This is a genomic window from Enterobacter soli (genome assembly GCF_964208575.1).
Classification (GTDB): domain Bacteria; phylum Pseudomonadota; class Gammaproteobacteria; order Enterobacterales; family Enterobacteriaceae; genus Enterobacter; species Enterobacter soli_A.
The window spans coordinates 235289-260976 of record NZ_CAXOFU010000003.1 but is presented as its reverse complement, the minus strand read 5'-3'; the positions used below and the strand labels follow the sequence as shown (position 1 = coordinate 260976).

The 25688-nt window shown below is 56.3% G+C and carries 28 protein-coding genes and 5 tRNA genes; 23 read left to right on the top strand and 10 right to left on the bottom strand.

The annotated features are described in order from the left end of the window. The first annotated feature begins 9 nt into the window (after positions 1-9). The 17 genes from cydB (at position 10) to pnuC (ending at position 10061) form a co-directional block, all read left to right on the top strand. On the top strand, positions 10-1149 hold the full coding sequence (gene cydB / locus AB6V08_RS04660; protein ID WP_368541586.1) for a cytochrome d ubiquinol oxidase subunit II: 1140 nt from the start codon (positions 10-12) through the stop codon (positions 1147-1149). A gap of 14 nt (positions 1150-1163) precedes the next feature. Next, entirely contained in the window at positions 1164-1277 is a 114-nt protein-coding gene (cydX, locus tag AB6V08_RS04655) for a cytochrome bd-I oxidase subunit CydX (protein ID WP_003858598.1), read from the top strand. Then, positions 1277-1567 (top strand): cyd operon protein YbgE, encoded by a 291-nt coding sequence (gene ybgE / locus AB6V08_RS04650; protein WP_368541585.1) that lies wholly within the window; start codon positions 1277-1279, stop codon positions 1565-1567. Before cydX ends, ybgE begins: the two co-directional genes overlap by 1 nt. Positions 1568-1715: 148 nt before the next feature. After that, positions 1716-2120, top strand: a complete 405-nt coding sequence (ybgC, locus tag AB6V08_RS04645; protein ID WP_014069388.1) for a tol-pal system-associated acyl-CoA thioesterase — start codon at positions 1716-1718, stop codon at positions 2118-2120. Then, positions 2117-2809, top strand: a complete 693-nt coding sequence (tolQ, locus tag AB6V08_RS04640) for a Tol-Pal system protein TolQ (RefSeq protein ID WP_014069389.1) — start codon at positions 2117-2119, stop codon at positions 2807-2809. Before ybgC ends, tolQ begins: the two co-directional genes overlap by 4 nt. Before the next feature lie 3 nt (positions 2810-2812). Continuing rightward, positions 2813-3241, top strand: a complete 429-nt coding sequence (gene tolR / locus AB6V08_RS04635) for a colicin uptake protein TolR (protein WP_003858589.1) — start codon at positions 2813-2815, stop codon at positions 3239-3241. Between the two features lie 41 nt (positions 3242-3282). After that, the gene (gene tolA, locus AB6V08_RS04630; RefSeq protein ID WP_368541584.1) at positions 3283-4524 is read left to right on the top strand and encodes a cell envelope integrity protein TolA; all 1242 of its coding nucleotides are present in this window, start codon (positions 3283-3285) and stop codon (positions 4522-4524) included. A gap of 129 nt (positions 4525-4653) precedes the next feature. Continuing rightward, complete coding sequence (gene tolB, locus AB6V08_RS04625; protein ID WP_368541583.1) at positions 4654-5946, top strand: Tol-Pal system beta propeller repeat protein TolB; 1293 nt, start codon at positions 4654-4656, stop codon at positions 5944-5946. A 35-nt stretch (positions 5947-5981) separates the two neighbouring features. Beyond that, positions 5982-6503, top strand: a complete 522-nt coding sequence (gene pal / locus AB6V08_RS04620) for a peptidoglycan-associated lipoprotein Pal (protein ID WP_003858578.1) — start codon at positions 5982-5984, stop codon at positions 6501-6503. A 9-nt stretch (positions 6504-6512) separates the two neighbouring features. Further along, positions 6513-7301, top strand: coding sequence for a cell division protein CpoB (cpoB, locus tag AB6V08_RS04615; RefSeq protein ID WP_368541582.1), 789 nt, complete (start codon positions 6513-6515; stop codon positions 7299-7301). Positions 7302-7462: 161 nt separating this feature from the next. Then, positions 7463-7538: transfer RNA gene (locus tag AB6V08_RS04610), tRNA-Lys, on the top strand. A gap of 27 nt (positions 7539-7565) precedes the next feature. Further along, positions 7566-7641: transfer RNA gene (locus AB6V08_RS04605), tRNA-Val, on the top strand. Positions 7642-7644: 3 nt separating this feature from the next. Beyond that, a tRNA-Lys gene (locus AB6V08_RS04600) sits at positions 7645-7720 on the top strand. Between the two features lie 145 nt (positions 7721-7865). Then, positions 7866-7941, top strand: a tRNA-Lys gene (locus AB6V08_RS04595). A 23-nt stretch (positions 7942-7964) separates the two neighbouring features. Beyond that, a tRNA-Lys gene (locus tag AB6V08_RS04590) sits at positions 7965-8040 on the top strand. A gap of 235 nt (positions 8041-8275) precedes the next feature. Next, positions 8276-9319, top strand: a complete 1044-nt coding sequence (nadA, locus tag AB6V08_RS04585) for a quinolinate synthase NadA (RefSeq protein ID WP_368541581.1) — start codon at positions 8276-8278, stop codon at positions 9317-9319. Between the two features lie 22 nt (positions 9320-9341). Beyond that, positions 9342-10061 carry a nicotinamide riboside transporter PnuC gene (gene pnuC, locus AB6V08_RS04580; protein WP_368541580.1) on the top strand — a complete coding sequence of 240 codons (720 nt, stop codon included), beginning with the start codon at positions 9342-9344 and terminating at the stop codon, positions 10059-10061. Here the strand turns inward: pnuC and zitB are convergent. Together zitB and AB6V08_RS04570 are read right to left on the bottom strand one after the other, a co-directional pair. After that, positions 10058-10990, bottom strand: a complete 933-nt coding sequence (gene zitB, locus AB6V08_RS04575; RefSeq protein ID WP_368541579.1) for a CDF family zinc transporter ZitB — start codon at positions 10988-10990, stop codon at positions 10058-10060. The genes pnuC and zitB overlap by 4 nt on opposite strands. Before the next feature lie 107 nt (positions 10991-11097). After that, positions 11098-11484 carry a protein YbgS gene (locus AB6V08_RS04570; RefSeq protein WP_368541578.1) on the bottom strand — a complete coding sequence of 129 codons (387 nt, stop codon included), beginning with the start codon at positions 11482-11484 and terminating at the stop codon, positions 11098-11100. A 301-nt stretch (positions 11485-11785) separates the two neighbouring features. Between AB6V08_RS04570 and aroG the strand changes: the two genes are divergently transcribed. Further along, positions 11786-12838: a 3-deoxy-7-phosphoheptulonate synthase AroG gene (gene aroG, locus AB6V08_RS04565; RefSeq protein WP_368541577.1), complete on the top strand. Its 1053-nt coding sequence runs from the start codon at positions 11786-11788 to the stop codon at positions 12836-12838. A gap of 59 nt (positions 12839-12897) precedes the next feature. Here the strand turns inward: aroG and gpmA are convergent, their stop codons facing one another. From gpmA to modE, 7 genes are all read right to left on the bottom strand, one after another. Further along, a complete protein-coding gene (gene gpmA, locus AB6V08_RS04560; RefSeq protein WP_234676453.1) occupies positions 12898-13650 on the bottom strand; it encodes a 2,3-diphosphoglycerate-dependent phosphoglycerate mutase in 753 nt (250 codons plus the stop codon). 206 nt (positions 13651-13856) lie between these two features. Further along, on the bottom strand, positions 13857-14897 hold the full coding sequence (gene galM, locus AB6V08_RS04555) for a galactose-1-epimerase (protein WP_368541576.1): 1041 nt from the start codon (positions 14895-14897) through the stop codon (positions 13857-13859). Next, a complete protein-coding gene (galK, locus tag AB6V08_RS04550) occupies positions 14891-16039 on the bottom strand; it encodes a galactokinase (RefSeq protein ID WP_368541575.1) in 1149 nt (382 codons plus the stop codon). Before galK ends, galM begins: the two co-directional genes overlap by 7 nt. Before the next feature lie 3 nt (positions 16040-16042). Next, positions 16043-17089: a galactose-1-phosphate uridylyltransferase gene (galT, locus tag AB6V08_RS04545; protein WP_368541574.1), complete on the bottom strand. Its 1047-nt coding sequence runs from the start codon at positions 17087-17089 to the stop codon at positions 16043-16045. A 9-nt stretch (positions 17090-17098) separates the two neighbouring features. Continuing rightward, positions 17099-18115, bottom strand: coding sequence for a UDP-glucose 4-epimerase GalE (galE, locus tag AB6V08_RS04540; RefSeq protein ID WP_368541573.1), 1017 nt, complete (start codon positions 18113-18115; stop codon positions 17099-17101). A 200-nt stretch (positions 18116-18315) separates the two neighbouring features. Then, the gene (gene modF, locus AB6V08_RS04535) at positions 18316-19788 is read right to left on the bottom strand and encodes a molybdate ABC transporter ATP-binding protein ModF (RefSeq protein WP_368541572.1); all 1473 of its coding nucleotides are present in this window, start codon (positions 19786-19788) and stop codon (positions 18316-18318) included. A 67-nt stretch (positions 19789-19855) separates the two neighbouring features. Further along, positions 19856-20644 (bottom strand): molybdenum-dependent transcriptional regulator, encoded by a 789-nt coding sequence (modE, locus tag AB6V08_RS04530; RefSeq protein ID WP_368541571.1) that lies wholly within the window; start codon positions 20642-20644, stop codon positions 19856-19858. Positions 20645-20773: 129 nt separating this feature from the next. Here modE and AB6V08_RS04525 point away from each other — a divergent pair, with 129 nt between their 5' ends. The 4 genes from AB6V08_RS04525 (at position 20774) to modC (ending at position 23624) form a co-directional block, all read left to right on the top strand. Further along, positions 20774-20923: an AcrZ family multidrug efflux pump-associated protein gene (locus AB6V08_RS04525; RefSeq protein ID WP_072241805.1), complete on the top strand. Its 150-nt coding sequence runs from the start codon at positions 20774-20776 to the stop codon at positions 20921-20923. Between the two features lie 178 nt (positions 20924-21101). After that, positions 21102-21878, top strand: coding sequence for a molybdate ABC transporter substrate-binding protein (modA, locus tag AB6V08_RS04520; RefSeq protein ID WP_368541569.1), 777 nt, complete (start codon positions 21102-21104; stop codon positions 21876-21878). Then, entirely contained in the window at positions 21875-22564 is a 690-nt protein-coding gene (gene modB, locus AB6V08_RS04515; RefSeq protein ID WP_368541568.1) for a molybdate ABC transporter permease subunit, read from the top strand. The genes modA and modB overlap by 4 nt, the downstream gene beginning before the upstream one ends. A gap of 1 nt (position 22565) precedes the next feature. Then, a complete protein-coding gene (modC, locus tag AB6V08_RS04510; RefSeq protein ID WP_368541567.1) occupies positions 22566-23624 on the top strand; it encodes a molybdenum ABC transporter ATP-binding protein ModC in 1059 nt (352 codons plus the stop codon). Here modC and AB6V08_RS04505 read toward each other — a convergent pair whose 3' ends face one another. Then, complete coding sequence (locus tag AB6V08_RS04505) at positions 23625-24443, bottom strand: pyridoxal phosphatase (RefSeq protein ID WP_368541566.1); 819 nt, start codon at positions 24441-24443, stop codon at positions 23625-23627. A gap of 140 nt (positions 24444-24583) precedes the next feature. Here AB6V08_RS04505 and pgl point away from each other — a divergent pair, with 140 nt between their 5' ends. Continuing rightward, a complete protein-coding gene (gene pgl / locus AB6V08_RS04500) occupies positions 24584-25579 on the top strand; it encodes a 6-phosphogluconolactonase (RefSeq protein WP_368541565.1) in 996 nt (331 codons plus the stop codon). Positions 25580-25688 lie beyond the last annotated feature (109 nt).

Here is a 25688-nt window from a genome sequence, read left to right as displayed (position 1 = left end):
AGTCATCAAATGATCGATTATGAAGTATTGCGTTTTATCTGGTGGCTGCTGATCGGTGTTCTGCTGATTGGTTTTGCGGTCACCGACGGGTTCGACATGGGGGTAGGGATGCTCTCCCGCTTCCTCGGTCGCAATGACACCGAGCGTCGAATTATGATTAACTCCATCGCCCCGCACTGGGACGGTAACCAGGTGTGGCTGATCACCGCCGGCGGCGCGCTGTTTGCTGCCTGGCCGATGGTCTACGCGGCTGCGTTCTCCGGCTTCTACGTGGCGATGATTCTGGTGCTGGCGTCTTTATTCTTCCGTCCGGTTGGTTTCGACTACCGCTCCAAGATTGAAGACACCCGCTGGCGCAACATGTGGGACTGGGGCATCTTCATCGGTAGCTTCGTGCCGCCGCTGGTGATTGGCGTGGCGTTCGGTAACCTGCTGCAGGGCGTGCCGTTCCATATCGATGAGTACATGCGTCTTTACTACACCGGTAACTTCTTCCAGCTGCTGAATCCGTTTGGCCTGCTGGCGGGCGTGGTGAGCGTGGCGATGATCATTACTCAGGGTGCAACCTACCTGCAAATGCGTACCGTGGGTGAACTGCATCTGCGTTCACGCGCAACGTCACAGATTGCTGCGCTGGTTACCCTGGTCTGCTTCGCGCTGGGTGGCGTGTGGGTGGTGTACGGTATCGATGGCTACGTCGTGACCTCCGCGATCAACCATGCTGCACCGTCTAACCCGCTGACCAAAGAAGTGGCGCGTCAGGCAGGTGCCTGGATGGTGAACTTCAACAACATGCCTGTGCTGTGGGCTATCCCGGCTCTGGGTGTGCTGCTGCCGCTGCTGACAATCCTGACGTCTCGTCTGGAAAAAGGCGCGTGGGCATTTGTGTTCTCCTCACTGACGCTGGCGTGCATCATTCTGACGGCGGGGATCGCGATGTTCCCATTCGTTATGCCGTCCAGCACCATGCTGAACGCTAGCCTGACCATGTGGGATGCTACCTCCAGCCATATGACGCTGAACCTGATGACGTATGTTGCATGCGTGTTCGTTCCGATTGTTCTGGCCTACACCATCTGGTGTTACTGGAAAATGTTCGGACGCATCACTAAAGAACATATCGAAAGCAACACCCACTCTATGTACTAAGTAAGGAGCTGAATATGTGGTATTTCGCATGGATTTTGGGGACGCTTCTTGCTTGTGCATTTGGTGTCATCACCGCCCTGGCGCTTGAGCATGTAGAAGCGACGAAAGCAGGTGAAGAAAAACACTAATGAACATCATCGTTAAGCTTTATGCGGTGATGGATAAGCGCCCGTTGAGGGCGCTTTCTTTAGTGATGGCATTACTGCTGGCAGGCTGTATCTTCTGGGACCCTTCGCGCTTCGCGGCGAAGACCAGCGAGTTAGAGATTTGGCACGGCTTCCTCATCATGTGGGCCGTCTGTGCTGGCGTCATTCACGGTGTTGGCTTTCGTCCGAAAGCCATTCACTGGCAAGGGATTTTCTGCCCGCTCATCGCTGACCTCGTTCTTCTTGCTGGATTGATTTTCTTCTTCTTCTGAATAAGAAATGTCCGTTAACGTTATGGGCTTACTTGAGCCCATAAATATTTACTCTCCGTTTACTTTCTCCCATTCCAAACCACCTTTCCCGCGCGTATAGTAGCGAAGTTTAAAAGCATTAACTTTTGTTGCATTACCGGGATGTAAAGTGAATACAACGCTGTTTCGATGGCCGGTACGTGTCTACTACGAAGATACCGATGCCGGTGGTGTGGTCTACCACGCCAGCTACGTTGCTTTTTATGAACGGGCACGCACAGAGATGCTGCGACATCATCACTTTAGCCAGCAGGTGCTGTTGGCTGAGCGAGTTGCCTTTGTGGTACGCAAGATGACGCTCGAGTATTTTGCGCCTGCCAGACTCGACGATATGCTCGAAGTTCAAACAGAAATAACATCAATGCGCGGAACCTCGCTGGTTTTCACGCAGCGGATCCTCAATGCAGAGAACACCGTACTGAACGAAGCAGAAGTACTGATTGTCTGTGTTGATCCACTCATCATGAAGCCTCGTGCGCTTCCTAAGTCTATTGTCGCGGAGTTTAAGCAGTGACTGACATGAATATCCTTGATTTGTTCCTGAAGGCTAGCCTTCTGGTTAAACTTATCATGTTGATTTTGATTGGTTTTTCAATCGCATCCTGGGCCATCATCATCCAGAGAACGCGCATCCTCAATGCTGCTGGCCGCGAAGCCGAAGCCTTTGAAGACAAGTTCTGGTCTGGTATCGAACTTTCTCGTCTGTATCAGGAAAGCCAGGGACGCCGTGATAACCTCGCAGGCTCCGAACAAATTTTCTACAGCGGTTTCAAAGAGTTTGCCCGTCTGCATCGCGCTAACAGCCATGCGCCGGAAGCGGTAGTGGAAGGGGCGTCGCGTGCGATGCGTATCTCCATGAACCGTGAGCTCGAAACGCTTGAAACGCATATTCCGTTCCTCGGCACCGTCGGCTCGATCAGCCCGTATATCGGCCTGTTCGGTACGGTTTGGGGGATCATGCACGCCTTTATCGCGCTGGGCGCGGTAAAACAGGCTACGCTGCAAATGGTTGCACCGGGTATCGCAGAAGCGCTGATCGCGACCGCTATCGGTCTGTTCGCCGCGATCCCTGCGGTTATGGCGTACAACCGTCTGAACCAGCGCGTGAACAAACTGGAACTGAACTACGACAACTTCATGGAAGAGTTCACCGCGATTCTGCACCGTCAGGCGTTTACCAGCACCGAGAGTAACAAGGGGTAAACCATGGCCAGATCGCGTGGACGAGGTCGTCGCGAACTCAAGTCCGAAATCAATATCGTTCCGCTGCTGGACGTGCTGTTAGTGCTGTTGCTCATCTTTATGGCAACAGCGCCGATTATCACCCAGAGCGTGGAAGTTGATCTGCCGGATGCGACAGAATCACAGGCGGTAAGCACCAATGACGATCCTCCGGTCATCATTGAAGTTTCCGGCGTGGGGCAGTACAGCGTCGTGGTAGAAAAAGATCGCATGGATCAGTTGCCGCCAGAGCAGGTGATTGCCGAAGCGCAGCGCCGTCTGGAGTCAAATCCGAAAACGGTCTTCCTGATCGGTGGCGCAAAAGACGTACCATACGATGAAATTATTAAAGCGCTGAACTTGCTACATAGCGCGGGCGTTAAGTCTGTTGGCTTAATGACGCAGCCTATTTGATCACCTGCTAGCAGTGGGATACGAGTTTTTGGGAACCGATAGTGTCAAAGGCAACCGAACAAAACGATAAGCTTAAGCGAGCGATAATTATCTCCGCAGTGCTGCACGTGATTCTTTTTGCGGCACTGATCTGGAGTTCGTTCGACGAGCATATAGATGCATCAGCCGGCGGTGGTGGGGGATCTTCCATCGACGCCGTCATGGTGGATCCTGGTGCGGTAGTGCAGAACTATAATCGCCAGCAGCAGCAGCAGGCGAGTGCAAAACGTGCAGAAGAGCAGCGTGAAAAACAGGCGCAACAACAGGCTGAGGAGCTGCGTGAAAAGCAGGCCGCAGAGCAGGAGCGCCTGAAGCAGCTCGAGAAAGAACGTTTACAGGCGCAGGAAGCCGCCAAAGAGCAGGCAGAACAGCAGAAACAGGCTGAAGCTGCGGCGAAGAAAGCACAGGAACAGCAGAAGCAGGCAGAAGAAGCCGCCGCAAAAGCGGCCGCTGACGCGAAAGCGCAGGCTGATGCCCAGGCAAAACTGGCCGCTGAAGCCGCGAAGAAAGCCGCTGCTGATGCGCAGAAGAAAGCCGAAGCCGAAGCTGCGAAGAAAGCCGCTGCCGACGCTCAGAAGAAAGCCGAAGCAGAAGCCGCGAAAAAAGCCGCTGCCGATGCTCAGAAAAAAGCTGAAGCAGAGGCGGCGAAAAAAGCCGCTCAGGAAGCAGAGAAAAAAGCTGCCGCTGACGCCGCGAAGAAAGCCGCTGCTGCCGAGAAAGCGGCCGCAGAAAAAGCTGCAGCAGCAGAAAAAGCCGCCGCAGATAAAAAAGCGGCGGCTGATAAGAAAGCCGCTGCCGAAAAAGCCGCAGCGAAAAAGGCCGCCGCTGCTGAAAAAGCCGCAGCAGCCGCAGGTGTTGATGACCTGTTAGGCGATTTAAGCTCCGGTAAGAATGCGCCGAAAACCGGCGGTGGTGCGAAAGGTAGCGGCCAGCCGTCGAAAGACAGCGGTACCTCTGGTGCTAACGGTGGTGCGACAGGTGCAGATATTAGCGCCTATGCGAAGCAGATCCAGGTTGCGATTCAGAGCCGACTCTTTGACGCAGGTCTGTATCAGGGCAAGCAGTGCGTACTGCATATCTACCTTGAGCCAAGCGGCAAGTTGAAAAACGTGACGTCTGAAGGAGGCGATCCTGCGCTTTGTCAGGCTGCGTTGGCTGCAGCAAGATCGGCGAACATTCCTAAACCGCCTAGTGAGGCTGTTTATGAAAAGATAAAAGATGCCAAACTGGACTTTAAGCTGTAATCATCTCTTCTCACGGAAGTATGAAAAACAGTCTATTGTCGTAATTGGGATAAGTAGTTTTGTATATTTGGGTTTGTTAACATTCTGCTAAATTATCGTGGGTAAGGTTACCCAGATAAGGGAGATATGATGAAGCAGGCATTACGTGTAGCATTTAGTTTCTTAATGCTGTGGGCAGCTGTGCTGCACGCAGAAGTACGTATCGAGATCACCCAGGGGGTAGACTCGGCACGCCCAATCGGTGTCGTCCCGTTCCAGTGGGCTGGCCCTGGTGCTGCGCCTGAAGATATCGGTGGCATCGTTGCGGCTGACCTGCGTAACAGCGGGAAATTCAATCCATTAGATCGTTCTCGTCTGCCGCAGCAGCCGGGCACTGCGCAGGAAGTTCAACCTGCTGCATGGTCTGCGCTGGGTATTGATGCGGTCGTTGTGGGTCAGGTAACCCCTGCTCCGGACGGCGGCTATAACGTGGCTTATCAGCTGGTTGATACCGGCGGTGCGCCGGGTACCGTTCTGGCTCAGAACTCTTACAAAGTGAACAAGCAATGGCTGCGCTACGCGGGCCACACCGCAAGTGACGAAGTGTTCGAGAAGCTGACCGGCATTAAAGGTGCGTTCCGTACCCGTATCGCCTACGTGGTGCAGACCAACGGCGGCCAGTTCCCTTATGAACTGCGCGTATCCGACTACGATGGCTACAACCAGTTCACCGTTCACCGTTCACCGCAGCCGCTGATGTCTCCGGCATGGTCACCGGACGGTTCTAAACTGGCTTACGTTACCTTCGAAAGCGGCCGTTCTGCGCTGGTCATCCAGACGCTGTCTAACGGTGCCGTTCGCCAGGTTGCGTCATTCCCGCGTCACAACGGTGCGCCTTCATTCTCTCCGGATGGTTCTAAACTGGCCTTCGCGCTGTCTAAGAGCGGTAGCCTGAACCTGTACGTGATGGATATTGGCTCTGGTCAAATCCGTCAGGTGACGGATGGTCGTAGCAACAACACCGAACCGACCTGGTTCCCGGATAGCCAGAATCTGGCGTTCACCTCTGACCAGGCAGGCCGTCCGCAAATCTATAAGATTAACGTGAACGGCGGTGCTGCACAGCGTATTACCTGGGAAGGTTCGCAGAACCAGAACGCAGACGTAAGCAGCGACGGTAAGTTTATGGTAATGGTAAGTTCTGCGGGTGGTCAGCAGCACATTGCCAAACAAGATCTGGTAGCGGGTGGCGTACAAGTTCTGTCGTCAACGTTCCTGGATGAAACGCCAAGTCTGGCACCTAACGGCACTATGGTAATCTACAGCTCTTCTCAGGGGATGGGATCTGTGCTGAATCTGGTTTCTACAGATGGGCGTTTCAAAGCGCGTATTCCGGCAACTGATGGACAGGTAAAATCACCTGCCTGGTCGCCGTATCTGTAAATAATAATTAATTGATTACTAAAGGAATCATAGAAATGCAACTGAACAAAGTGCTGAAGGGGCTGATGATCGCTCTGCCTGTAATGGCAATCGCAGCGTGTTCTTCTAACAAGAACGCAAGCAATGACCAGAGCGGCGAAGGCATGATGGGTGCCGGCACCGGTATGGACGCTAACGGCAATGGCAACATGTCTTCTGAAGAGCAAGCGCGTCTTCAGATGCAGCAGCTGCAGCAGAACAATATCGTTTACTTCGATCTGGATAAATACGACATCCGTTCTGACTTCGCTGCGATGCTGGATGCTCACGCTAACTTCCTGCGTAGCAACCCATCTTACAAAGTTACCGTAGAAGGTCACGCGGACGAACGTGGTACTCCAGAGTACAACATCTCCCTGGGTGAGCGTCGTGCTAACGCCGTTAAGATGTACCTGCAGGGTAAAGGCGTTTCTGCTGACCAGATCTCCATCGTTTCTTACGGTAAAGAAAAACCTGCAGTACTGGGTCACGACGAAGCGGCTTACTCCAAAAACCGTCGTGCCGTACTGGTTTACTAAGAGAATTGCATGAGCAGTAACTTCAGACATCATCTGTTGAGTCTGTCGTTACTGGTTGGAATAGCGGCCCCCTGGGCCGCTTTTGCTCAGGCACCAATCAGTAGTGTCGGCTCAGGCTCGGTAGAAGACCGGGTCACTCAACTCGAGCGTATTTCTAATGCTCACAGCCAGCTTTTGACTCAACTCCAGCAGCAGCTTTCCGACAACCAAAATGATATTGATTCCCTGCGCGGTCAGATCCAGGAAAGCCAGTATCAGCTTAATCAGGTTGTAGAACGTCAGAAGCAGATCCTGGATCAGATCAATAGTCTGAGCAGCGGTGGTGCAGCGGCACAACCTGCAGCAGGCGATCAGAGCAGCGCGGCAACGGCTACTCCGGCTCCGGATGCATCCGCCTCGACAGGTGCGCCTGTACAGAGCGGTGACGCGAATACCGACTACAACGCAGCCATAGCCCTGGTGCAGGACAAATCTCGTCAGGACGATGCTATCGTTGCGTTTCAGAACTTCGTGAAGAAGTACCCTGATTCAACTTACCAGCCAAACGCGAATTACTGGCTGGGTCAGTTGAATTACAACAAGGGGAAAAAGGATGATGCGGCGTTTTATTTCGCCTCCGTGGTGAAAAATTACCCGAAATCACCGAAAGCACCTGACGCGATGTTCAAGGTGGGCGTGATCATGCAGGACAAAGGTGATACCGCAAAAGCGAAAGCCGTCTATCAGCAGGTTGTCGCGAAATTCCCGGGTACCGAAGGTGCCAAACAGGCGCAAAAACGTCTGAGTTCGATGGGATGATTACCGCATGACCAGAAATCGCGTTATTTCTGGTCGTGCCGCATGATTCATAAGCAGTTAAGTGATCTTCATCGAAATTTTTGTTGCGTAGAAATCTTAAATCAGTAATATATGCCGCCGTTGCCACGGGATATCAAACAACGTGAAAACAGCGTAAAAGTGGGTCGTTAGCTCAGTTGGTAGAGCAGTTGACTTTTAATCAATTGGTCGCAGGTTCGAATCCTGCACGACCCACCACTTAAAGCAGTTCCGGCAGTACAGAGTGGGTGATTAGCTCAGTTGGTAGAGCATCTCCTTTACACGGAGGGGGTCGGCGGTTCGAGCCCGTCATCACCCACCACTCGGGTCGTTAGCTCAGTTGGTAGAGCAGTTGACTTTTAATCAATTGGTCGCAGGTTCGAATCCTGCACGACCCACCAATTTTAATATCTGACTCAGATATTAAACGTGAAGGATAACGTTGCTTCAGCAACGGCCCGAAGGGCGAGGCGAAGCCGAGTCATCCTGCACGACCCACCACTTTATGTGGTACCGAGTTTAAATCTTCGAAGTCAGCACCCGAATGGGTCGTTAGCTCAGTTGGTAGAGCAGTTGACTTTTAATCAATTGGTCGCAGGTTCGAATCCTGCACGACCCACCACTTCGAAGAAAAAATCCCGCAAGGGGTCGTTAGCTCAGTTGGTAGAGCAGTTGACTTTTAATCAATTGGTCGCAGGTTCGAATCCTGCACGACCCACCAATGTAAAAAAGCGCCCTAAAGGCGCTTTTTTGCTATCCGCAGATTAATCAAATCAAGCCTGTAGGTCGGGTAAGGCGAAGCCGCCACCCGACAAATGCTACCCGCACCTAATACCAGTGACTTTTCACTCCAGATTCGCTATCTTGTTTAGTATACAAAACACAATTGCCGCTCGTTTTGCTATGTCAGGCAAAAGAAAGGCAATATTGTTAAGCCAGTAAAACGAGAAGCCATAATGAGCGTGATGTTTGATCCTGAAGTCGCAATCTATCCGTTTCCGCCAAAGCCAGCCCCGCTGAGCCTGGACGAAAAGCAATTCTACCGCGAGAAGATCAAACGCCTTCTCAAAGAGCGCGATGCGGGAATGGTGGCGCATTACTACACCGACCCGGAAATCCAGCAGCTGGCGGAAGAGACTGGCGGCTGCATTTCTGACTCACTTGAGATGGCGCGTTTCGGCGCAAAGCATCCGGCCTCTACGCTGCTGGTTGCCGGGGTGCGCTTTATGGGCGAAACCGCCAAGATATTAAGTCCTGAAAAAACCATTCTGATGCCGACGCTAAACGCCGAATGCTCCCTCGACCTCGGCTGTCCGATTGAAGAGTTTAGCGCCTTCTGCGACGCACATCCTGACCGCACCGTGGTGGTCTACGCCAATACCTCCGCTGCGGTCAAGGCGCGTGCGGACTGGGTGGTGACGTCCAGCATTGCGGTAGAATTAATTGAACATCTCGACAGCCTGGGCGAAAAAATTATCTGGGCTCCTGACCGTCACCTGGGGAACTACGTCCAGAAACAGACCGGCGCCGATGTGCTTTGCTGGCAGGGGGCGTGTATCGTTCATGACGAGTTCAAAACCCAGGCGCTGGCGCGCATGAAGGCGCTGTATCCTCAGGCCGCTATCCTCGTCCATCCTGAGTCGCCGCAGTCTATCGTCGACATGGCAGATGCCGTTGGCTCAACCAGCCAGCTGATCAATGCCGCCAAAACGCTTCCCCACAAGCAGCTTATCGTGGCGACCGATCGCGGGATCTTTTATAAGATGCAGCAAGCCGTGCCGGACAAAGAGCTGCTCGAAGCGCCGACGGCGGGTGAGGGCGCAACCTGCCGCAGCTGCGCGCATTGTCCGTGGATGGCGATGAACGGCCTGAAGGCGATTGCCGAAGGGTTAGAAACCGGCGGCGCGGCGCATGAAATCCATGTCGACGCAGCGCTGCGCGAGGGGGCGTTAATTCCTCTTAACCGTATGCTGGATTTTGCAGCTACACTACGTACTTAATTCAAAACGCTCCGGGGAAAAGATGGATTTTTTTAGCACGCAAAACATTCTGGTTCACATACCGATTGGTGCGGGTGGCTACGACCTGTCATGGATTGAGGCTATTGGCACTCTGGCGGGCCTGCTCTGCATCTGGCTGGCCAGTCTGGAGAAGATCGGCAACTACGCGTTCGGGCTGATTAACGTTACGCTCTTTGCGATTATCTTCTTCCAGATCCAGCTCTACGCGAGCCTGCTCCTGCAGCTGTTTTTCTTTGCGGCAAACATATACGGCTGGTACGCCTGGTCGCGGCAGAACAGCCAGCAGGAGGCCGAGCTGCAAATCCGCTGGCTGCCGCTGCCTAAGGCCATCGCCTGGCTTGCGGCGTGCGTTGTCGCCATCGGTCTGATGACCGTTTACATTGACCCGGTATTTGCTTTCCTGACGCGCGTCGCCGTGTCGGTGATGTCTGCGCTGGGTCTGAACGTCACTCTGCCCGAACTCCAGCCGGACGCTTTCCCGTTCTGGGATTCCTGCATGATGGTGCTGTCGATTGCGGCGATGATCCTGATGACCCGCAAATACGTCGAGAACTGGCTGCTGTGGGTGATCATTAACGTCATCAGCGTGGTGATTTTCGCCCTGCAAGGGGTGTACGCCATGTCGCTCGAATATCTGCTGCTGACCTTCATTGCCCTGAACGGTAGCCGCATGTGGATTAACAGCGCGCGTGAGCGCGGCTCTCGCGCGCTGTCGAGCTAGTGATGGTGATGATGTGAATGGCCGGACTGCGCCTCGTTCAGGTGGCAGTCCGGCCCGTTACACGCCTGATACTCCATCTGGATGGTCGAGTGGGCAATCTCGTAATGGTGTTCAAGGAAATGCCGTATGCGCTCGAGCAGGGCATCATGATCGTGCGGCGGAATAACCTGAACGTGCAGCGTCATGATTGGCTTTTCACCCACCAGCCAGACGTGAACGTGGTGGACGTTTCGCACCTCCGGTATCGAGCGGCACAGATTGCGCTTCAGCGCCGGGATATCCAGCGAGTCCGGCGCCCCTTCCAGTAACTCGTTGACGCTCTCCTTCAGCAGCTGCCAGGCGCTGCGCAGCACCAGGCACGACACCAGCACGGAGAGGATGGGGTCGATGGGCGTCCAGCCCGTAAACAGGATCACCAGCGCCGCGGCGATGGCCCCGACCGAACCAAGCAGATCCCCCAGCACGTGCAGCGCCGCTGCGCGCACGTTCAGATTCTTTTCCCCGCTGCCGCGATGCAAAATCCAGAACGCCAGAATATTGGCAACCAGGCCTGCAACGGCAATTACCATCATGGTCGCTCCGGCAACCGGCTGCGGGTGCCTGAATCGCTGGATGGCTTCCCAGACGATAAGAATGGTGATCACCACCAGCGCGATGGCGTTAACGAAGGCGGCAAGAGTGGTGAGCCTGAGCCAGCCAAAGGTGTGGCGGGCGTTGGGCGGGCGGCGGGCAAACTGCACGGCTAGCAGGGCAAAGAGCAGGGCTGCGGCGTCGGTGAGCATATGCCCGGCATCGGCCAGCAGCGCCAGCGAGCCTGAAATCAACCCGCCGATAACCTCGATGACCATAAAGGTCGCGGTTACGCCGAAGGCCAGCATCAGCCTTTTTGCGTTGTCATCCCCGCCGGAATGCGAATGGGAGTGCGCCATAAAATCTTTCCTGATTCGTTATTGTTGTCAGTGTAGATTTTTTAATATTTTGTACAAAAAAGAAAGGAGAGCCGAAGCTCTCCTGATGCATTAAACCTGATTGGGCGTTACTGCGTTGTGCCGTCGGTTTTGGTGTCCGCACCGCTGCCGACCTTGTCGTTGGTGTCCGGACATTTACCGTCTTTACACATTGAATTTTTATGAACCTCGTCGCTGGTCATCCCATCGTGGTTCGCGGTGCCGGAGCTGGAACCGTTCGGGTGCAGCATAGTCCCTTCGGTATTGGTGTTGGTATTGCCGGTGTTAATCTGGCTGTTATCGACGTTGTTAGGGGCTAGATTCTGTTTTGCATCAGGGGCGGGCTGGCCGGCAGCCGCCGCCGCGTTTGCATCGCCGTTGCTGTCCGATGCGCCAGTCTCTGCTGCAAGGACGCTGCCGCTGGCCAGGGTCAGGGTGGCCGTCAGGAAAAGGGTTGCCAGTTTAGTCATTTTCATCATGCTGCTCCTGTTCTTGTCGTTACGCTGGAAAACATTCCAACAGCGCATCTCTTCGAAGGCGAAAGATTCCAACATAATGACTTATGTCAGTATGGAATCGTGTTTAAGCAGTAAAAGTTAGTTGTTACAGTTAAAAAGCTTAGGCCAGATCTCATTTTTCGCTATTTTGTGGCGTTTTTTAGCTGAATTCCAGGAATTATCTGCCCGAAGTGTAAAAGCCCGTTTACACTTCCTGGCCGACAAGATAGATTGAAGGGATTGCTTTCATTACTAAAGATATGGCAGAGCCGGAACCAAGATGAATTATCAGAACGACGATTTACGCATCAAAGAGATCAATGAGTTATTACCTCCAGTAGCGCTCCTTGAAAAATTCCCCGCCACTGAAAACGCTGCAAACACCGTTTCTCATGCGCGCAAAGCGATCCACAAGATCCTTAAAGGCAACGACGATCGCCTGCTGGTGGTGATTGGCCCATGCTCCATCCACGATCCTGCTGCGGCAAAAGAGTACGCTGCGCGCCTCCTCACCCTGCGTGAAGAGCTGAAGGGCGAGCTGGAAATCGTGATGCGCGTCTATTTCGAAAAGCCGCGCACCACCGTTGGCTGGAAAGGGCTGATTAACGATCCGCACATGGACAACAGCTTCCAGATCAACGACGGCCTGCGCATTGCGCGTAAGCTGCTGCTGGAAATCAACGACAGCGGTCTGCCGGCTGCCGGCGAATTCCTCGACATGATCACCCCTCAGTATCTGGCTGACCTGATGAGCTGGGGCGCGATTGGCGCGCGTACCACCGAATCTCAGGTGCACCGCGAGCTGGCCTCTGGCCTGTCGTGCCCGGTTGGATTCAAAAACGGCACCGACGGCACCATTAAAGTGGCGATTGACGCCATCAACGCCGCCGGTGCACCGCACTGCTTCCTGTCAGTGACCAAATGGGGCCACTCCGCCATCGTCAACACCAGCGGTAACGGTGATTGCCATATCATTCTGCGCGGCGGCAAAGAGCCGAACTACAGCGCCAAACACGTGGCGGAAGTGAAAACCGGTCTGGAAAAAGCGGGCCTGGCGCCGCAGGTGATGATCGACTTCAGCCACGCTAACTCCAGTAAGCAGTTCAAAAAGCAGATGGAAGTGGGCGCGGACGTTTGTCAGCAGATCGCGAACGGTGAGAACGCGGTGATTGGCGTGATGATCGAAAGCCACCTGGTGGAAGGAAATCAGAATCTGGAAGGCAGCGAGCCGCTGGTGTACGGCAAGAGCGTGACGGATGCCTGCATCGGCTGGGAAGACACGGATACGATCCTGCGTCAGCTGGCGAATGCGGTAAAAGCGCGCCGCGGCTGACAGGCCCAGGCCAAAAAAAAGCGTGGAATGCTCCACGCTTTTTTTATGTCTGGCGAAACTTACTTCGCTTTACCCTGGTTCGCTACCGCCGCCGCTTTTGCAGCGATTTCGTCAGCGTTGCCCAGATAGTAGTGTTTGATAGGCTTGAAGTTCTCGTCGAACTCATACACCAGCGGTACGCCGGTTGGGATGTTCAGCTCGAGGATTTCGTCTTCGCCCATGTTGTCCAGGTATTTCACCAGCGCACGCAGGGAGTTACCGTGAGCGGCGATGATCACGCGCTCGCCGCTTTTCAGGCGTGGCAGGATGGTTTCGTTCCAGTAAGGCACAACGCGGTCGATGGTCAGCGCCAGGCTTTCAGTCTGCGGCAGCTCGGCGTCGGTCAGTTTCGCGTAGCGCGGATCGTGACCCGGGTAGCGCTCGTCGTCTTTGGTCAGCTCTGGCGGAGTCACCGCGAAGCCGCGACGCCACTGTTTAACCTGCTCGTCACCGTATTTTTCAGCGGTTTCAGCTTTGTTCAGGCCCTGCAGCGCACCGTAGTGACGCTCGTTCAGTTTCCAGGATTTCTCAACCGGCAGCCAGGCCTGATCCAGTTCGTCCAGAACGTTCCACAGGGTATGGATGGCACGTTTCAGCACAGAGGTGTAAGCAAAATCAAAGCTGAAGCCTTCTTCCTTCAGCAGTTTACCTGCCGCTTTTGCTTCGCTTACGCCTTTCTCGGACAGATCAACATCGTACCAACCGGTGAAGCGGTTTTCGTTGTTCCACTGGCTTTCGCCGTGGCGCACCAGGACCAGCTTAGTAATAGCCATTTCTTACTCCTCAAGCATATATTGAATGATAACAATTCTTATTATATTGCCGTGACAATGTCAGCAGCAACGCTTACCCCTAACCATAGCGAAAATAGTCCCGGAGTGTAAGGTGCTTGTGAATGCAGGGTTAGGATTTTGTCTGCGACTGGCGGTAATTTCAGCAAGGCGCGCAGAAAAAAGCCCTCCGGATAGAGGGCTGATGGTTAACGCGGAATAAAGTGATATTCCGTCAGGCTAACGTACTCGTCGCCCGGGCGCAGAATGCAGTCTGGCTGCGGCCACTCCGGGTGGTTCGGGCTGTCCGGCAGGAACTCGCTTTCCAGCGCCAGACCCTGCCAGTCGCTGTACGCGCCCTGTTCGCGCGCGGTGGTGCCGCCGAGGAAGTTGCCGGAGTAGAACTGCAGGGCAGGGGCGGTGGTATAGACCGTCATTTGCAGCTTCTCATCTGCCGACCAGACCTGTGCGGCGGGCTGCTTCACGTCGCCTTTAGCCTGAAGCAGGAAGGCGTGGTCATAGCCTTTCACCTTGCGCTGATCGTCGTCGCTGAGGAAGTCCTGGGCGACAGGCTTAGCGCTGCGGAAATCAAAGCTGGTGCCGTCCACGGATTTCAGCCCCTGATGCGGGATCCCCATTTCATCCACCGGCAGATAGTGTTCCGCCAGGATCTGCAGCTTATGGTTACGCACGTCGCCCTGGCTGCCGTCGAGGTTGAAATAGGCGTGGTTGGTCAGGTTGACCGGGCACGGCTTATCCACGGTGGCGCGATACTCAATCGCGATGCGGTTATCGTCCGTCAGGGTAAAGCGCGCGGTGGCGGTAAGATTACCCGGGAAGCCCTGATCGCCGTCGAGCGAATCGAGCGAGAACAGCACCTGGCCGTCGTTTTGCTGCACGATGCGCCAGCGGCGCTTGTCAAAACCTTCCGGCCCGCCGTGCAGCTGGTTATCACCCTGGCTTGGCAGCAGCCGATAGCTCTCGCCGTCCAGCGCGAAGCGGCTGTTGGCGATGCGGTTGGCGTAACGGCCAACGGAAGCGCCGAGAAACGCCGCCTGATTAACGTACTGCTCGGGCGATGCGCAGCCGAGCAGGGTTTCGCGCACGCTGCCGTCAGGCATTGGCACACGCGCTGAGAGTAATGTGGCGCCCCAGTCCATCAGCGTAACCACCATCCCCGCGCTGTTGCGCAGGGTTAACAGGCGATACGGCAGACCATCCGGGGCGAGAGTGGGGGTTTCGTTTAGCACTGTCCTGCTCCTTGCGATGCTTTACATACATAGAAGGTTTCTTTGATACCGGTTTTGGCTTCGTACTGCTTCGCCACCGCGTCCTGAACCGCTGGAACCAGCGCTTCTGGCACCAGCGCCACCACGCAGCCGCCAAAACCGCCGCCGGTCATGCGCACGCCGCCTTTATCGCCGATGGTTGCCTTCACGATATCCACCAGCGTGTCGATCTGCGGCACGGTAATTTCGAAATCATCGCGCATGGAGGCGTGAGATTCCGCCATCAGCTCGCCCATGCGTTTTAAATCACCCTGCGCCAGCGCGGACGCGGCCTCCACGGTGCGGGCGTTTTCCGTCAGCACGTGGCGCACGCGTTTTGCCACGACCGGGTCAAGCTCGTGGGCGACTTTATTGAATTCACTGAGGGTCACATCGCGCAGCGCGGGCTGCTGGAAGAAACGCGCGCCGGTTTCGCACTGCTGGCGGCGGGTGTTGTACTCGCTGCCCACCAGGGTGCGTTTGAAGTTGCTGTTAATGATAATCACCGCCGCGCCTTTCGGCAGCGGTACCGCTTTGGTGCCGAGCGAGCGGCAGTCGATCAGCAGCGCGTGTTCTTTCTTGCCGAGAGCGGAAATCAGCTGATCCATAATCCCGCAGTTGCAGCCGACGAACTGGTTCTCCGCCTCCTGACCGTTCAGGGCGATTTGCGCCCCGTCCAGCGGCAGATGATAAAGCTGCTGGAAAACCGTCCCGACGGCCACTTCCAGAGAAGCCGATGAGCTCAGGCCCGCGCCCTGCGGAACGTTGCCGCTGATGATAAGGTCGGCACCGCCAAAGCTCTTGTTGCGCTGCTGCAGATGCTTCACCACGCCGCGCACGTAGTTCGACCACTGCTGCGCGTCGTGAGCCACGATGGGCGCATCCAGGGAGAACTCGTCCGCCTGATTGTCGTAATCGGCGGCAATCACGCGAACGATGCGGTCGTCGCGTTTCGCGCAGGCGATCGTCGTCTGGTAATCAATCGCGCACGGCAGCACGAAGCCGTCGTTATAGTCGGTGTGTTCGCCAATCAGGTTAACGCGACCAGGTGCCTGAATAACGTGGGTGGCAGGGTAGCCAAATGTTTCAGCAAACAGGGATTGTGTTTTATCTTTCAGACTCATTTTTTAGACTCCTGATTCGCGGTAATGGACGTCGCTTACGGCGCGAAGGCGTTCTGCTGCCTGCTCAGCCGTTAAATCTCGCTGGGTTTCCGCCAGCATTTCATAGCCCACCATAAACTTACGTACCGTCGCGGAACGCAGCAGCGGTGGATAGAAATGGGCGTGCAACTGCCAGTGCTGATTCTCTTCGCCGTTAAACGGCGCACCGTGCCAGCCCATGGAGTACGGGAAGGAGCACTGGAAGAGATTATCGTAGCGGCTGGTCAGCTTTTTCAGCGCCAGGGCGAGGTCGTCGCGCTGGGCGTCGCTGAGATCGGTGATGCGCTGCACGTGGGCTTTTGGCAGCAGCAGCGTTTCAAACGGCCAGGCCGCCCAGTAGGGGACAACCGCCAGCCAGTGTTCCGTTTCGACCACGGTCCGGCTGCCGTCGGCCAGCTCGCGGCGGGTGTAATCCAGCAGCAGCGGCGAGCCGTTTTGCGCGTAGTACGCTTTTTGCAGACGGTCTTCGCGCTCGGCTTCGTTAGGCAGGAAGCTGTTCGCCCAGACCTGTCCATGCGGATGCGGGTTAGAGCAGCCCATCGCCGCGCCTTTGTTTTCAAACACCTGCACCCACGGGTAGCTCTGGCCCAGTTCGGCGGTCTGCGCCTGCCAGGTGCTGACCACCTCTTTCAGGGCGTCGACGCTCAGCTCCGGCAGGGTTTTGCTGTGATCCGGTGAGAAGCAGATCACGCGGCTGGTGCCGCGCGCGCTTTCACAGCGCATCAGCGGATCGTCACTTTCCGGCGCGTCCGGGGTGTCGGTCATCAGGGCCGCGAAGTCGTTGGTAAAAACGAAGGTGCCTTTGTAGTCCGGGTTTTTATCGCCCGTAACGCGGGTGTTGCCCGGACACAGGAAGCAGTCAGGATCGTGCTGCGGGAGCGTTTGTTTCGCAGGGGTCTCTTGCGCCCCCTGCCAGGGGCGCTTGGCGCGATGCGGAGAAACTAAAATCCATTGCCCGCTGAGCGGGTTAAAACGACGATGTGGATGATCGACGGGATTAAATTGCGTCATGACAAATCCTTAATCCGGATAGCCCTGTGGATGGCGTGACTGCCAGTGCCAGGTATCTTGTGCCATTTCATCGAGCGTGCGCGTCACGCGCCAGTTCAGCTCTTTGTCGGCTTTGGTGGCGTCCGCCCAGTAGGCCGGAAGATCGCCATCGCGACGCGGCGCGAAGTGGTAGTTCACCGGTTTCCCGCAGGCTTTACTGAATGCGTTAACCACATCCAGCACGCTGCTGCCCACGCCCGCGCCGAGGTTGTAAATATGCACGCCCGGCTTACCCGCCAGCTGCTGCATTGCGGCAACGTGGCCGTCAGCTAAATCCATCACGTGAATGTAATCACGCACGCCGGTGCCGTCTTCGGTTGGGTAATCGTTGCCAAAAATAGCCAGCGAGTCGCGGCGACCGACGGCAACCTGCGCGATGTACGGCATCAGGTTGTTCGGAATGCCCTGCGGATCTTCACCCATATCGCCGGACGCGTGCGCACCAACCGGGTTGAAGTAGCGCAGCAGGGCGATGCTCCACTCTGGCTGGGCTTTTTGCAGGTCGGTCAGGATCTGTTCCACCATCAGCTTGCTTTTGCCATACGGGCTTTGCGGCGTACCGGTAGGGAAACTTTCGACGTAAGGAATTTTTGGCTGATCGCCGTAAACGGTGGCGGAGGAGCTGAAGATAAAGTTTTTGACGTTTGCCGCGCGCATGGCGGAAACGAGGCTCAGCGTACCGGTGACGTTGTTGTCGTAGTACTCAAGCGGTTTTGCTACGGATTCGCCAACCGCTTTCAGGCCAGCAAAGTGGATTACGGCTTCGATGGCGTGGTCGTGCAGGATTTCGGTCATCAACGCTTCGTTGCGGATGTCGCCTTCGATGAAGGTCGGCTGTTTGCCGCCAAGACGTTCAATGACGGGCAGCACGCTGCGCTTACTATTGCACAGGTTGTCGAGGATGATGACATCATGACCGTTTTGCAGCAGCTGCACACAGGTATGACTTCCGATGTAACCGCTACCACCTGTTACCAGAACTCGCATATTTCGCTCCATTGGGCTTATGGTATGTATTAACCTTAGCATAACAGAGTCAGAAAAAGTGTGACATGGGATAAAATAGTGGAATCGTTTACACTGTTCGCTAAAGCCGATTTTAGAATAGGTTCAGCCATTCTAGATCAAAGAGATAGAGTTGTAATGTTGCAGGTTATCTGAAAAGCGGGGGCCGCGCCCCCTGCGGGTTAATCGATTTTGCTCAGCAGGTAGCGATAGCGTTCGCCGTCCGGGACAAACTCCAGTCGGTGAGTGATGCAGGACGGGGCGTCTTCCGCGTGGTGCGACACGAACAGCAGCTGGGTTTCACCTTCGCCAATCAGCACGTCCACAAAGCGGCGGATCAGCTGGCGGTTGAGCGGGTCGAGCCCCTGGAGCGGCTCGTCCAGGATCAGCAGCGTAGGGTGCTTCACCAGCGCGCGCACGATCAGGGCCAGGCGCTGCTGCCCCCACGACAGGCTGTGGAACGGCGCGTCGGCCACCCGGCTATCCATCCCCAGAATATCAAGCCACTGCTGCGCCAGCTTGTGCTGTTTGTCCGACACCGCCTGATAGATGCCGATGGAGTCAAAATAGCCGGAGAGGATCACGTTGCGCACCGTGGTGCTTACGCGGTAGTCCAGATGCAGGCTGCTGCTCACATAGCCGATATGCTTTTTGATATCCCAGATGGTTTCACCGCTGCCCCGGCGGCGGCCGAAGAGCGTCAAATCGTTGCTGTAGCCCTGGGGATGATCGCCGGTTATCAGGCTCAGCAGCGTCGATTTCCCGGCGCCGTTCGGGCCGACAATCTGCCAGTGCTCGCCGGGATTGACCGTCCAGCTTAGCTGGTCGAGGATCGGCCGATCGTTATAGGAAACCACGCCGTTCTTCAGCACGATGCGCGGCTGGAGGGGATCGAGTCCGTGTCGGGCAGACGGCGCGTCCGGTTCCGGCAGGGCGATGCCGTCCAGCTTTTCGCTGTGCGCCAGCTGGGCAATCAGCGCCTGGTTGAGCAGCGCGGATTTTTCGCCGGTTTCCGTAAGGCTGCAGTCGGCCAGCACGCCCGCGTATTGCACAAAGTCGGGAATTTCATCAAAGCGGTTCAGCACCAGCACGATGGTATAGCCCTGCTGGTTGAGCGTGCCGAGCAGCGTCGCGAGCTGGGCGCGGGACTGCACGTCCAGCCCGTCAAAGGGTTCATCCAGAATCAGCAGTTCCGGCTCGCTCATCAGCGCCTGGCACAGCAGGGTTTTGCGCGTTTCACCGGTGGAGAGGTATTTGAAGCGGCGTTCAAGCAGGGCGGTGATACCGAACTGTTCCGCCAGCCGCTCGCAGCGGGCGCGGTCTTTCACCTCGTCCTGGATAATTTCCGCCGTGGTGCGCCCGGTATCCTCTTCGCCCGGGCTGAGCAGGTCGGTGTTGTTGCGCTGCCACTCATCGCTGACCAGCTTTTGCAGCTGCTCAAACGACAGGCGGGTCAGGCGCGTGAAGCGGCACTCGCGCTCGCCTTTGAGCTGGGTGAGCTCGCCCGCCAGCGCGCGGGCCAGTGCGGACTTGCCGCTGCCGTTGGTGCCGACAAAGGCCCAGCTTTCACCCGCGCGGAGCGTTAAATCAGGCAGCGTCAGCGTTCGGGTATCGCTAAGACGAAACGTGCCTTGCGAAATATGCAATGATGACATGATTTATCCCATTTTTTGCAGCAATAAGCGTCAGGGATACCCACTGTCGGCACGATTGTCAATGCACTCAGCACAATGTGGCGATAATCACCCGGTCGGCGTTGAAATATGCGGTCACGACAGCACCTTCTTCTAAATCTGCGGCGTCCGTCACCGGCACCGTGGCGCACAGCACCTGGCCGTCCGGCAGCGTCATCAGCACTTCGCACTGCGCTTCGCCGCGTTCGATATGGCTGATGGCACCCGAAAGCTGGTTGTCGGCGTCCTTCGCCAGCGCGGGATCGCGCGTGATATTCACCCACGGCGCTTTCAGCAGCACCAGCACCTCTTTGCCTTCATCCAGGCCCAGGCGCTGCCCGCTCTGGGCGGTGATCGCCGCCTTCAGGCGCGTGGTGCCGTCGGCAAGCAGAACGTCGATATGCTGCTGCACCTGCGAGTTATCGCGGGCCGTCACCGTTCCAAACCACTGGTTGCGCGCGCTGGTTTGCAGTGAAAAGCGGGAAATCGCCGCCAGCAGGCTGTCGAGCGGCAGGTTGTCGTCGTCGCTCAGCACGTCGAAGGCTTTTTGCTGAATTTTCGCCAGCAGATCGTAAAGCTGGATCAGGCGCTGGCCGTAGCGGGTGAGCACCGCGCCGCCGCCGCCTTTGCCGCCGGTTGCCCGGTCAACGATTGCCTGCTCGCTTAACGTATTCATGTCATTGATGGCATCCCAGGCGCTTTTATAGCTGATGCCCGCATTCTTTGCCCCCTGGCTAATTGAGCCGGTTTGCTCTATTTGTTTAAGCAGGGAGATACGTCGCGGGTCGGCGAAAAGCTTATGCTGAAGTCGTAGGGTGAGGAGAATTTCGGCCTGCATAGCGGTGTGTCCTGGCAAAAAGCGTATTGTGACCCAAATGCCCCGGTGGGCAAAGTCCACCGCACAAAAGGGGATGTTTTTATTACTTTTCAGGGTAGAATATGCCGTTCACACTGTCTGGAGAAAACCATGTTAGAGTTGTTGAAAAGTCTGGTATTCGCCGTGATCATGGTACCCGTAGTGATGGCCATCATCCTCGGCGCCATCTACGGCCTGGGTGAAGTGTTCAACGTATTTTCGAACATTGGTCATAAAGACCAGCCTAAAAAGCAGCATTGATTCCCTACAGAACGCCCGGCTTGTCCGGGCGTTTTGCTCTCAAGTTTCTCTCTTTCCCGCCGATATCATTTACAGCATCAGCCTGGTTTACTCATTAATCGGTACGATTAAACGCTAGGATATCCCTGTAGTTATCGTTATATTTGTTTGTATATAACGAAACTCACAGGAGCTACAGATGGCACGTACAGGGTTACGCCTTATCGCAGGGGCAGTATTGACGCTTTCTCTCGCTGGTCACGCGCTGGCAGACGAAGGTAAAATCACGGTCTTTGCCGCGGCGTCGTTGACCAACGCGATGCAGGATATTGCTGCAGAATATAAAAAAGAGAAGAACATTGAGGTGGTATCCTCTTTTGCGTCCTCTTCCACGCTGGCTCGCCAGATAGAAGCGGGGGCACCGGCGGATCTGTTTATTTCGGCCGATCAGAAATGGATGGATTACGCGGCAGATAAAAAATCTGTCGATACCGCTACGCGCGAAACGCTGCTGGGCAACAGCCTGGTTGTCGTGGCGCCAAAAGCCAGCGCGCAGGGCGATATCACCATTAACAAAGAGACAAACTGGACCCGCCTGCTGAGCGGTGGCCGTCTGGCGGTGGGCGATCCAGAGCACGTCCCTGCGGGCATTTATGCCAAAGAAGCGCTGCAAAAGCTGGGCGCGTGGGAAACGCTGTCGCCTAAGCTGGCCCCGGCGGAAGACGTGCGCGGCGCGCTGGCGCTGGTGGAGCGCAGCGAAGCGCCGCTGGGCATTGTTTACGGCTCTGATGCCGTTGCCAGCAAGGGCGTGAAAGTGGTTGGTACGTTCCCGGAAGATTCCCACAAGAAGGTGGAATACCCGGTGGCGATTGTTGATGGACATAAAAATGCGACGGTCAGCGCCTTCGTGGATTACCTGAAGGGCCCGCAGGCGTCTGCCATCTTTAAACGTTACGGATTTACGACTCACGAATGATATTGACCGATCCTGAATGGCAGGCCGTGCTGCTGAGCCTTAAAGTCTCTTCCCTGGCGGTTGCATTAAGTCTACCTTTTGGGATCTTCTTTGCCTGTCTGCTGGTTCGCTGCAGGTTCCCAGGCAAAGCCCTTCTGGACAGCGTTCTTCATCTTCCCCTCGTGCTGCCGCCCGTGGTGGTCGGCTATCTGCTGCTGATTGCGATGGGCCGACGCGGGTTTATCGGCCAATGGCTCTACGACTGGTTTGGCCTGACGTTTGCTTTTAGCTGGCGCGGCGCGGTGCTGGCGGCGGCGGTGATGTCCTTCCCGCTGATGGTGCGGGCGATTCGCCTCGCGCTGGAAGGCGTAGATATTAAGCTCGAACAGGCGGCGCGCACCCTGGGCGCAGGGCGCTGGCGGGTGTTTTTCACCATCACGCTTCCGCTGACGCTGCCGGGCATCATCGTCGGGACGGTGCTGGCCTTTGCCCGCTCGCTCGGCGAGTTCGGGGCGACCATCACCTTTGTCTCAAACATTCCCGGCGAAACGCGCACCATTCCGTCGGCGATGTATACCCTGATCCAGACGCCGGGCGGAGAGAGCGCGGCGGCGCGGCTGTGCATTATCTCGATTGTGCTGGCGCTGGCGTCCCTGCTGGTGTCGGAATGGCTGGCGCGCCTGAGCCGCGAACGGATGGGGAAATAAAATGCTGGAACTGAATTTCACCCAGACGCTCGGCAACCACTGCCTGACGCTGAACGAAACCCTCCCCGCAACCGGCATTACCGCCATTTTTGGCGTGTCGGGTGCCGGGAAAACGTCGCTGATAAACGCCATCAGCGGCCTGACGCGCCCGCAGTCCGGGCGCATCGTGCTGAACAACCGCGTTCTAAGCGACGTGGAAAACAAGATTTACCTCGCCCCGGAAAAGCGCCGCATCGGCTATGTGTTCCAGGATGCGCGCCTGTTCCCGCACTACAGCGTGCGCGGCAACCTGCGCTACGGCATGGCGAAAAGCATGGCCGGGCAGTTTGATAAGCTGGTGGATCTGCTCGGGATCGGGCAGCTGCTTGAGCGCCTGCCGTCGTCGCTGTCCGGCGGTGAAAAGCAGCGCGTCGCCATTGGCCGCGCGCTACTGACCGCGCCGGAGCTGCTATTGCTTGACGAGCCGCTGGCCTCGCTGGACATTCCCCGCAAGCGCGAGCTGCTGCCGTACCTGCAACGCCTCGCCCGCGAAATCAATATTCCGATGCTCTACGTCAGCCACTCGCTGGATGAAATTCTGCATCTGGCCGACAGGGTGCTGGTGCTGGAAAACGGCAGCGTGAAGGCCTTTGGCCCGCTGGAGGAGGTGTGGGGCAGCAGCGTCATGCACCCGTGGCTGCCGCAGGAGCAGCAGAGCAGCATCATCAAGGTGAGCGTGCTGGAGCACCATCCGCACTACGCCATGACCGCGCTGGCGCTTGGGGATCAGCACCTGTGGGTCAATAAGATCGATAAGCCGCTGCAGGCCACGCTGCGTATTCGCATTCAGGCGTCGGATGTTTCGCTGGTGCTGCAGCCGCCGCTGCAAACCAGCATTCGCAACATTCTGCGCGCCAAAGTGGCGGAGTGTTTCGACGACAACGGGCAGGTGGAGGTGAAGCTGGAGGTCGGCAGCAAGACGCTCTGGGCGCGCATCAGCCCGTGGGCCAGAGATGAGCTAGGGATCAAGCCTGGCCTGTGGCTTTACGCACAAATCAAGAGCGTCTCGATTACCACCTGATTACAGCAGGTGGGTGTAGATGTACTGCGCGATGCTGTCGGTGATGTTATCCCCGATCACCACGTTGGCGCGCGCTTTAATGGCCTCGTCGGCATTGCCCATCGCCACGCCGGTGCCGGCGGCTTCCAGCATACTGATATCGTTATAGTTATCGCCAAAGGCCGTCACGTCCTGCATTGACCAGCCCTGCGACTCCACGAACTGCGTCAGGCGTTTGCCTTTGCTGTTGCCTTGACGGGCGATATCCACCTGATCGTGCCACGACCACTCGCACTCCAGCCCCAGCGTCTGCTCCACGTGCTTCGCAAACGCGTTCAGCTTCACGGTGTCTTCGTCGGTCAGGGCAAATTTCCAGATAGCCTCAACGTCCGCCGCGGCCTGGCGCAGTGAAGGCACCTGGGTAAAGACCGGGCGCTGGGCTTCGGGCAGGGAGAGCGCCCAGTTGCTGGTGCGGATCACGTGGCCGGTCGGGCGCTCGTAGACCATCGCGTTATCGACGTACATCAGTCCGTGAATGGCGTGTTCATCCAGCAGATCGATTAATTGCAGCGCCTGGGGAACGGGCAGCGGATCGGAGGCTAAAACCTTTTTTGCCTGATAATCATACAAATAGGTGCCATTACAACAAATTGCAGGTGTATCTAACGCCAGTGCCTGATAAAAAGGATGAATGGCAACGTGATGTCGACCCGTTACGATGAGGAGTTGATATCCCGCTTCTTTGGCGCGTTTCAGCGCTTCAAGAGAAGAGGGCAGCAGGGTTTTTTGAGGGGTAAGCAGTGTTCCGTCTAAATCCAGTGCAATCACACGCGAGGTCATTTGGTCTTCCGGGTTAATGTTGAATTTAAGGTCTTACGGGATGGTACACCGAGAGAAGACCGCTGCAACATTCCAGACTAAAATTCAGCATTCACCGTTAAAAATAATCACTTTCACGCGCAGTGAGGAAAGGAGTATTCATGAAACAAACCGTTTATACCGCCAGTCCTGAAAGTCAGCAGATCCATGTCTGGCGTTTGAATGCAGAAGGCTCACTCACGCTGGTTCAGGTTGTTGATGTTCCGGGGCAAGTTCAGCCGATGGTCATCAGCCCGGATAAACGTTTTCTCTATGTCGGCGTGCGCCCGGAGTTCCGCGTGCTGGCCTACCGTATCTCCCCGGACGATGGCGCACTGACCTACACCGCAGAGGCACCGCTGCCGGGCAGCCCGACCCATATCTCTACCGATCGTAAAGGCAACTTCGTGTTCAGCGGTTCGTACAATGCTGGCTGCGTGAGCGTGACGCGCCTGGAAGACGGCATTCCGCGTGAAACGGTCGACGTGGTGGAAGGGCTGGAAGGCTGCCACTCGGCAAACATCTCCCCGGACAACCGCACCCTGTGGGTGCCCGCGCTGAAGCAGGATCGCATCTGCCTGTTTACCCTGAGCGACGACGGTCACCTGGTGGCGCAGACCCCGGCGGAAGTAACCACCGTAGAAGGCGCGGGCCCGCGTCATCTGGTGTTCCATCCAAACCAGCAGTACGCCTACGTGGTGAACGAGCTGAACAGCTCCGTGGACGTGTGGGAGCTGAAAGATCCGAACGGCCAGATTGAGTGCGTTCAGACGCTGGACATGATGCCGTCTGACTTCTCCGACACCCGCTGGGCGGCGGATATCCACATCACTCCGGACGGCCGCCACCTGTACGCCTGCGATCGCACTTCAAGCCTGATCACCGTGTTCAGCGTATCGGAAGACGGCAGCGTGCTGGCGATTGAAGGCTTCCAGCCGACCGAAACCCAGCCGCGCGGCTTTAATATCGATCACAGCGGTAAATACCTGATCGCGGCGGGACAGAAATCCCACCACATCGCGCTGTACGAAATCAAAGGCGAGCAGGGGCTGCTGGAAGAGAAAGGGCGCTACGCCGTCGGCCAGGGGCCAATGTGGGTTGTGATTAACGCGCACTAAGCGGCAGAAAACAAAAAACCTCGCAAATGCGAGGTTTTTTTATGTCCGGGATACGGCTCCTGTGATGAGAGCAGGTATCCCGGAGGATAATTAATTCATGCAGGGTTTA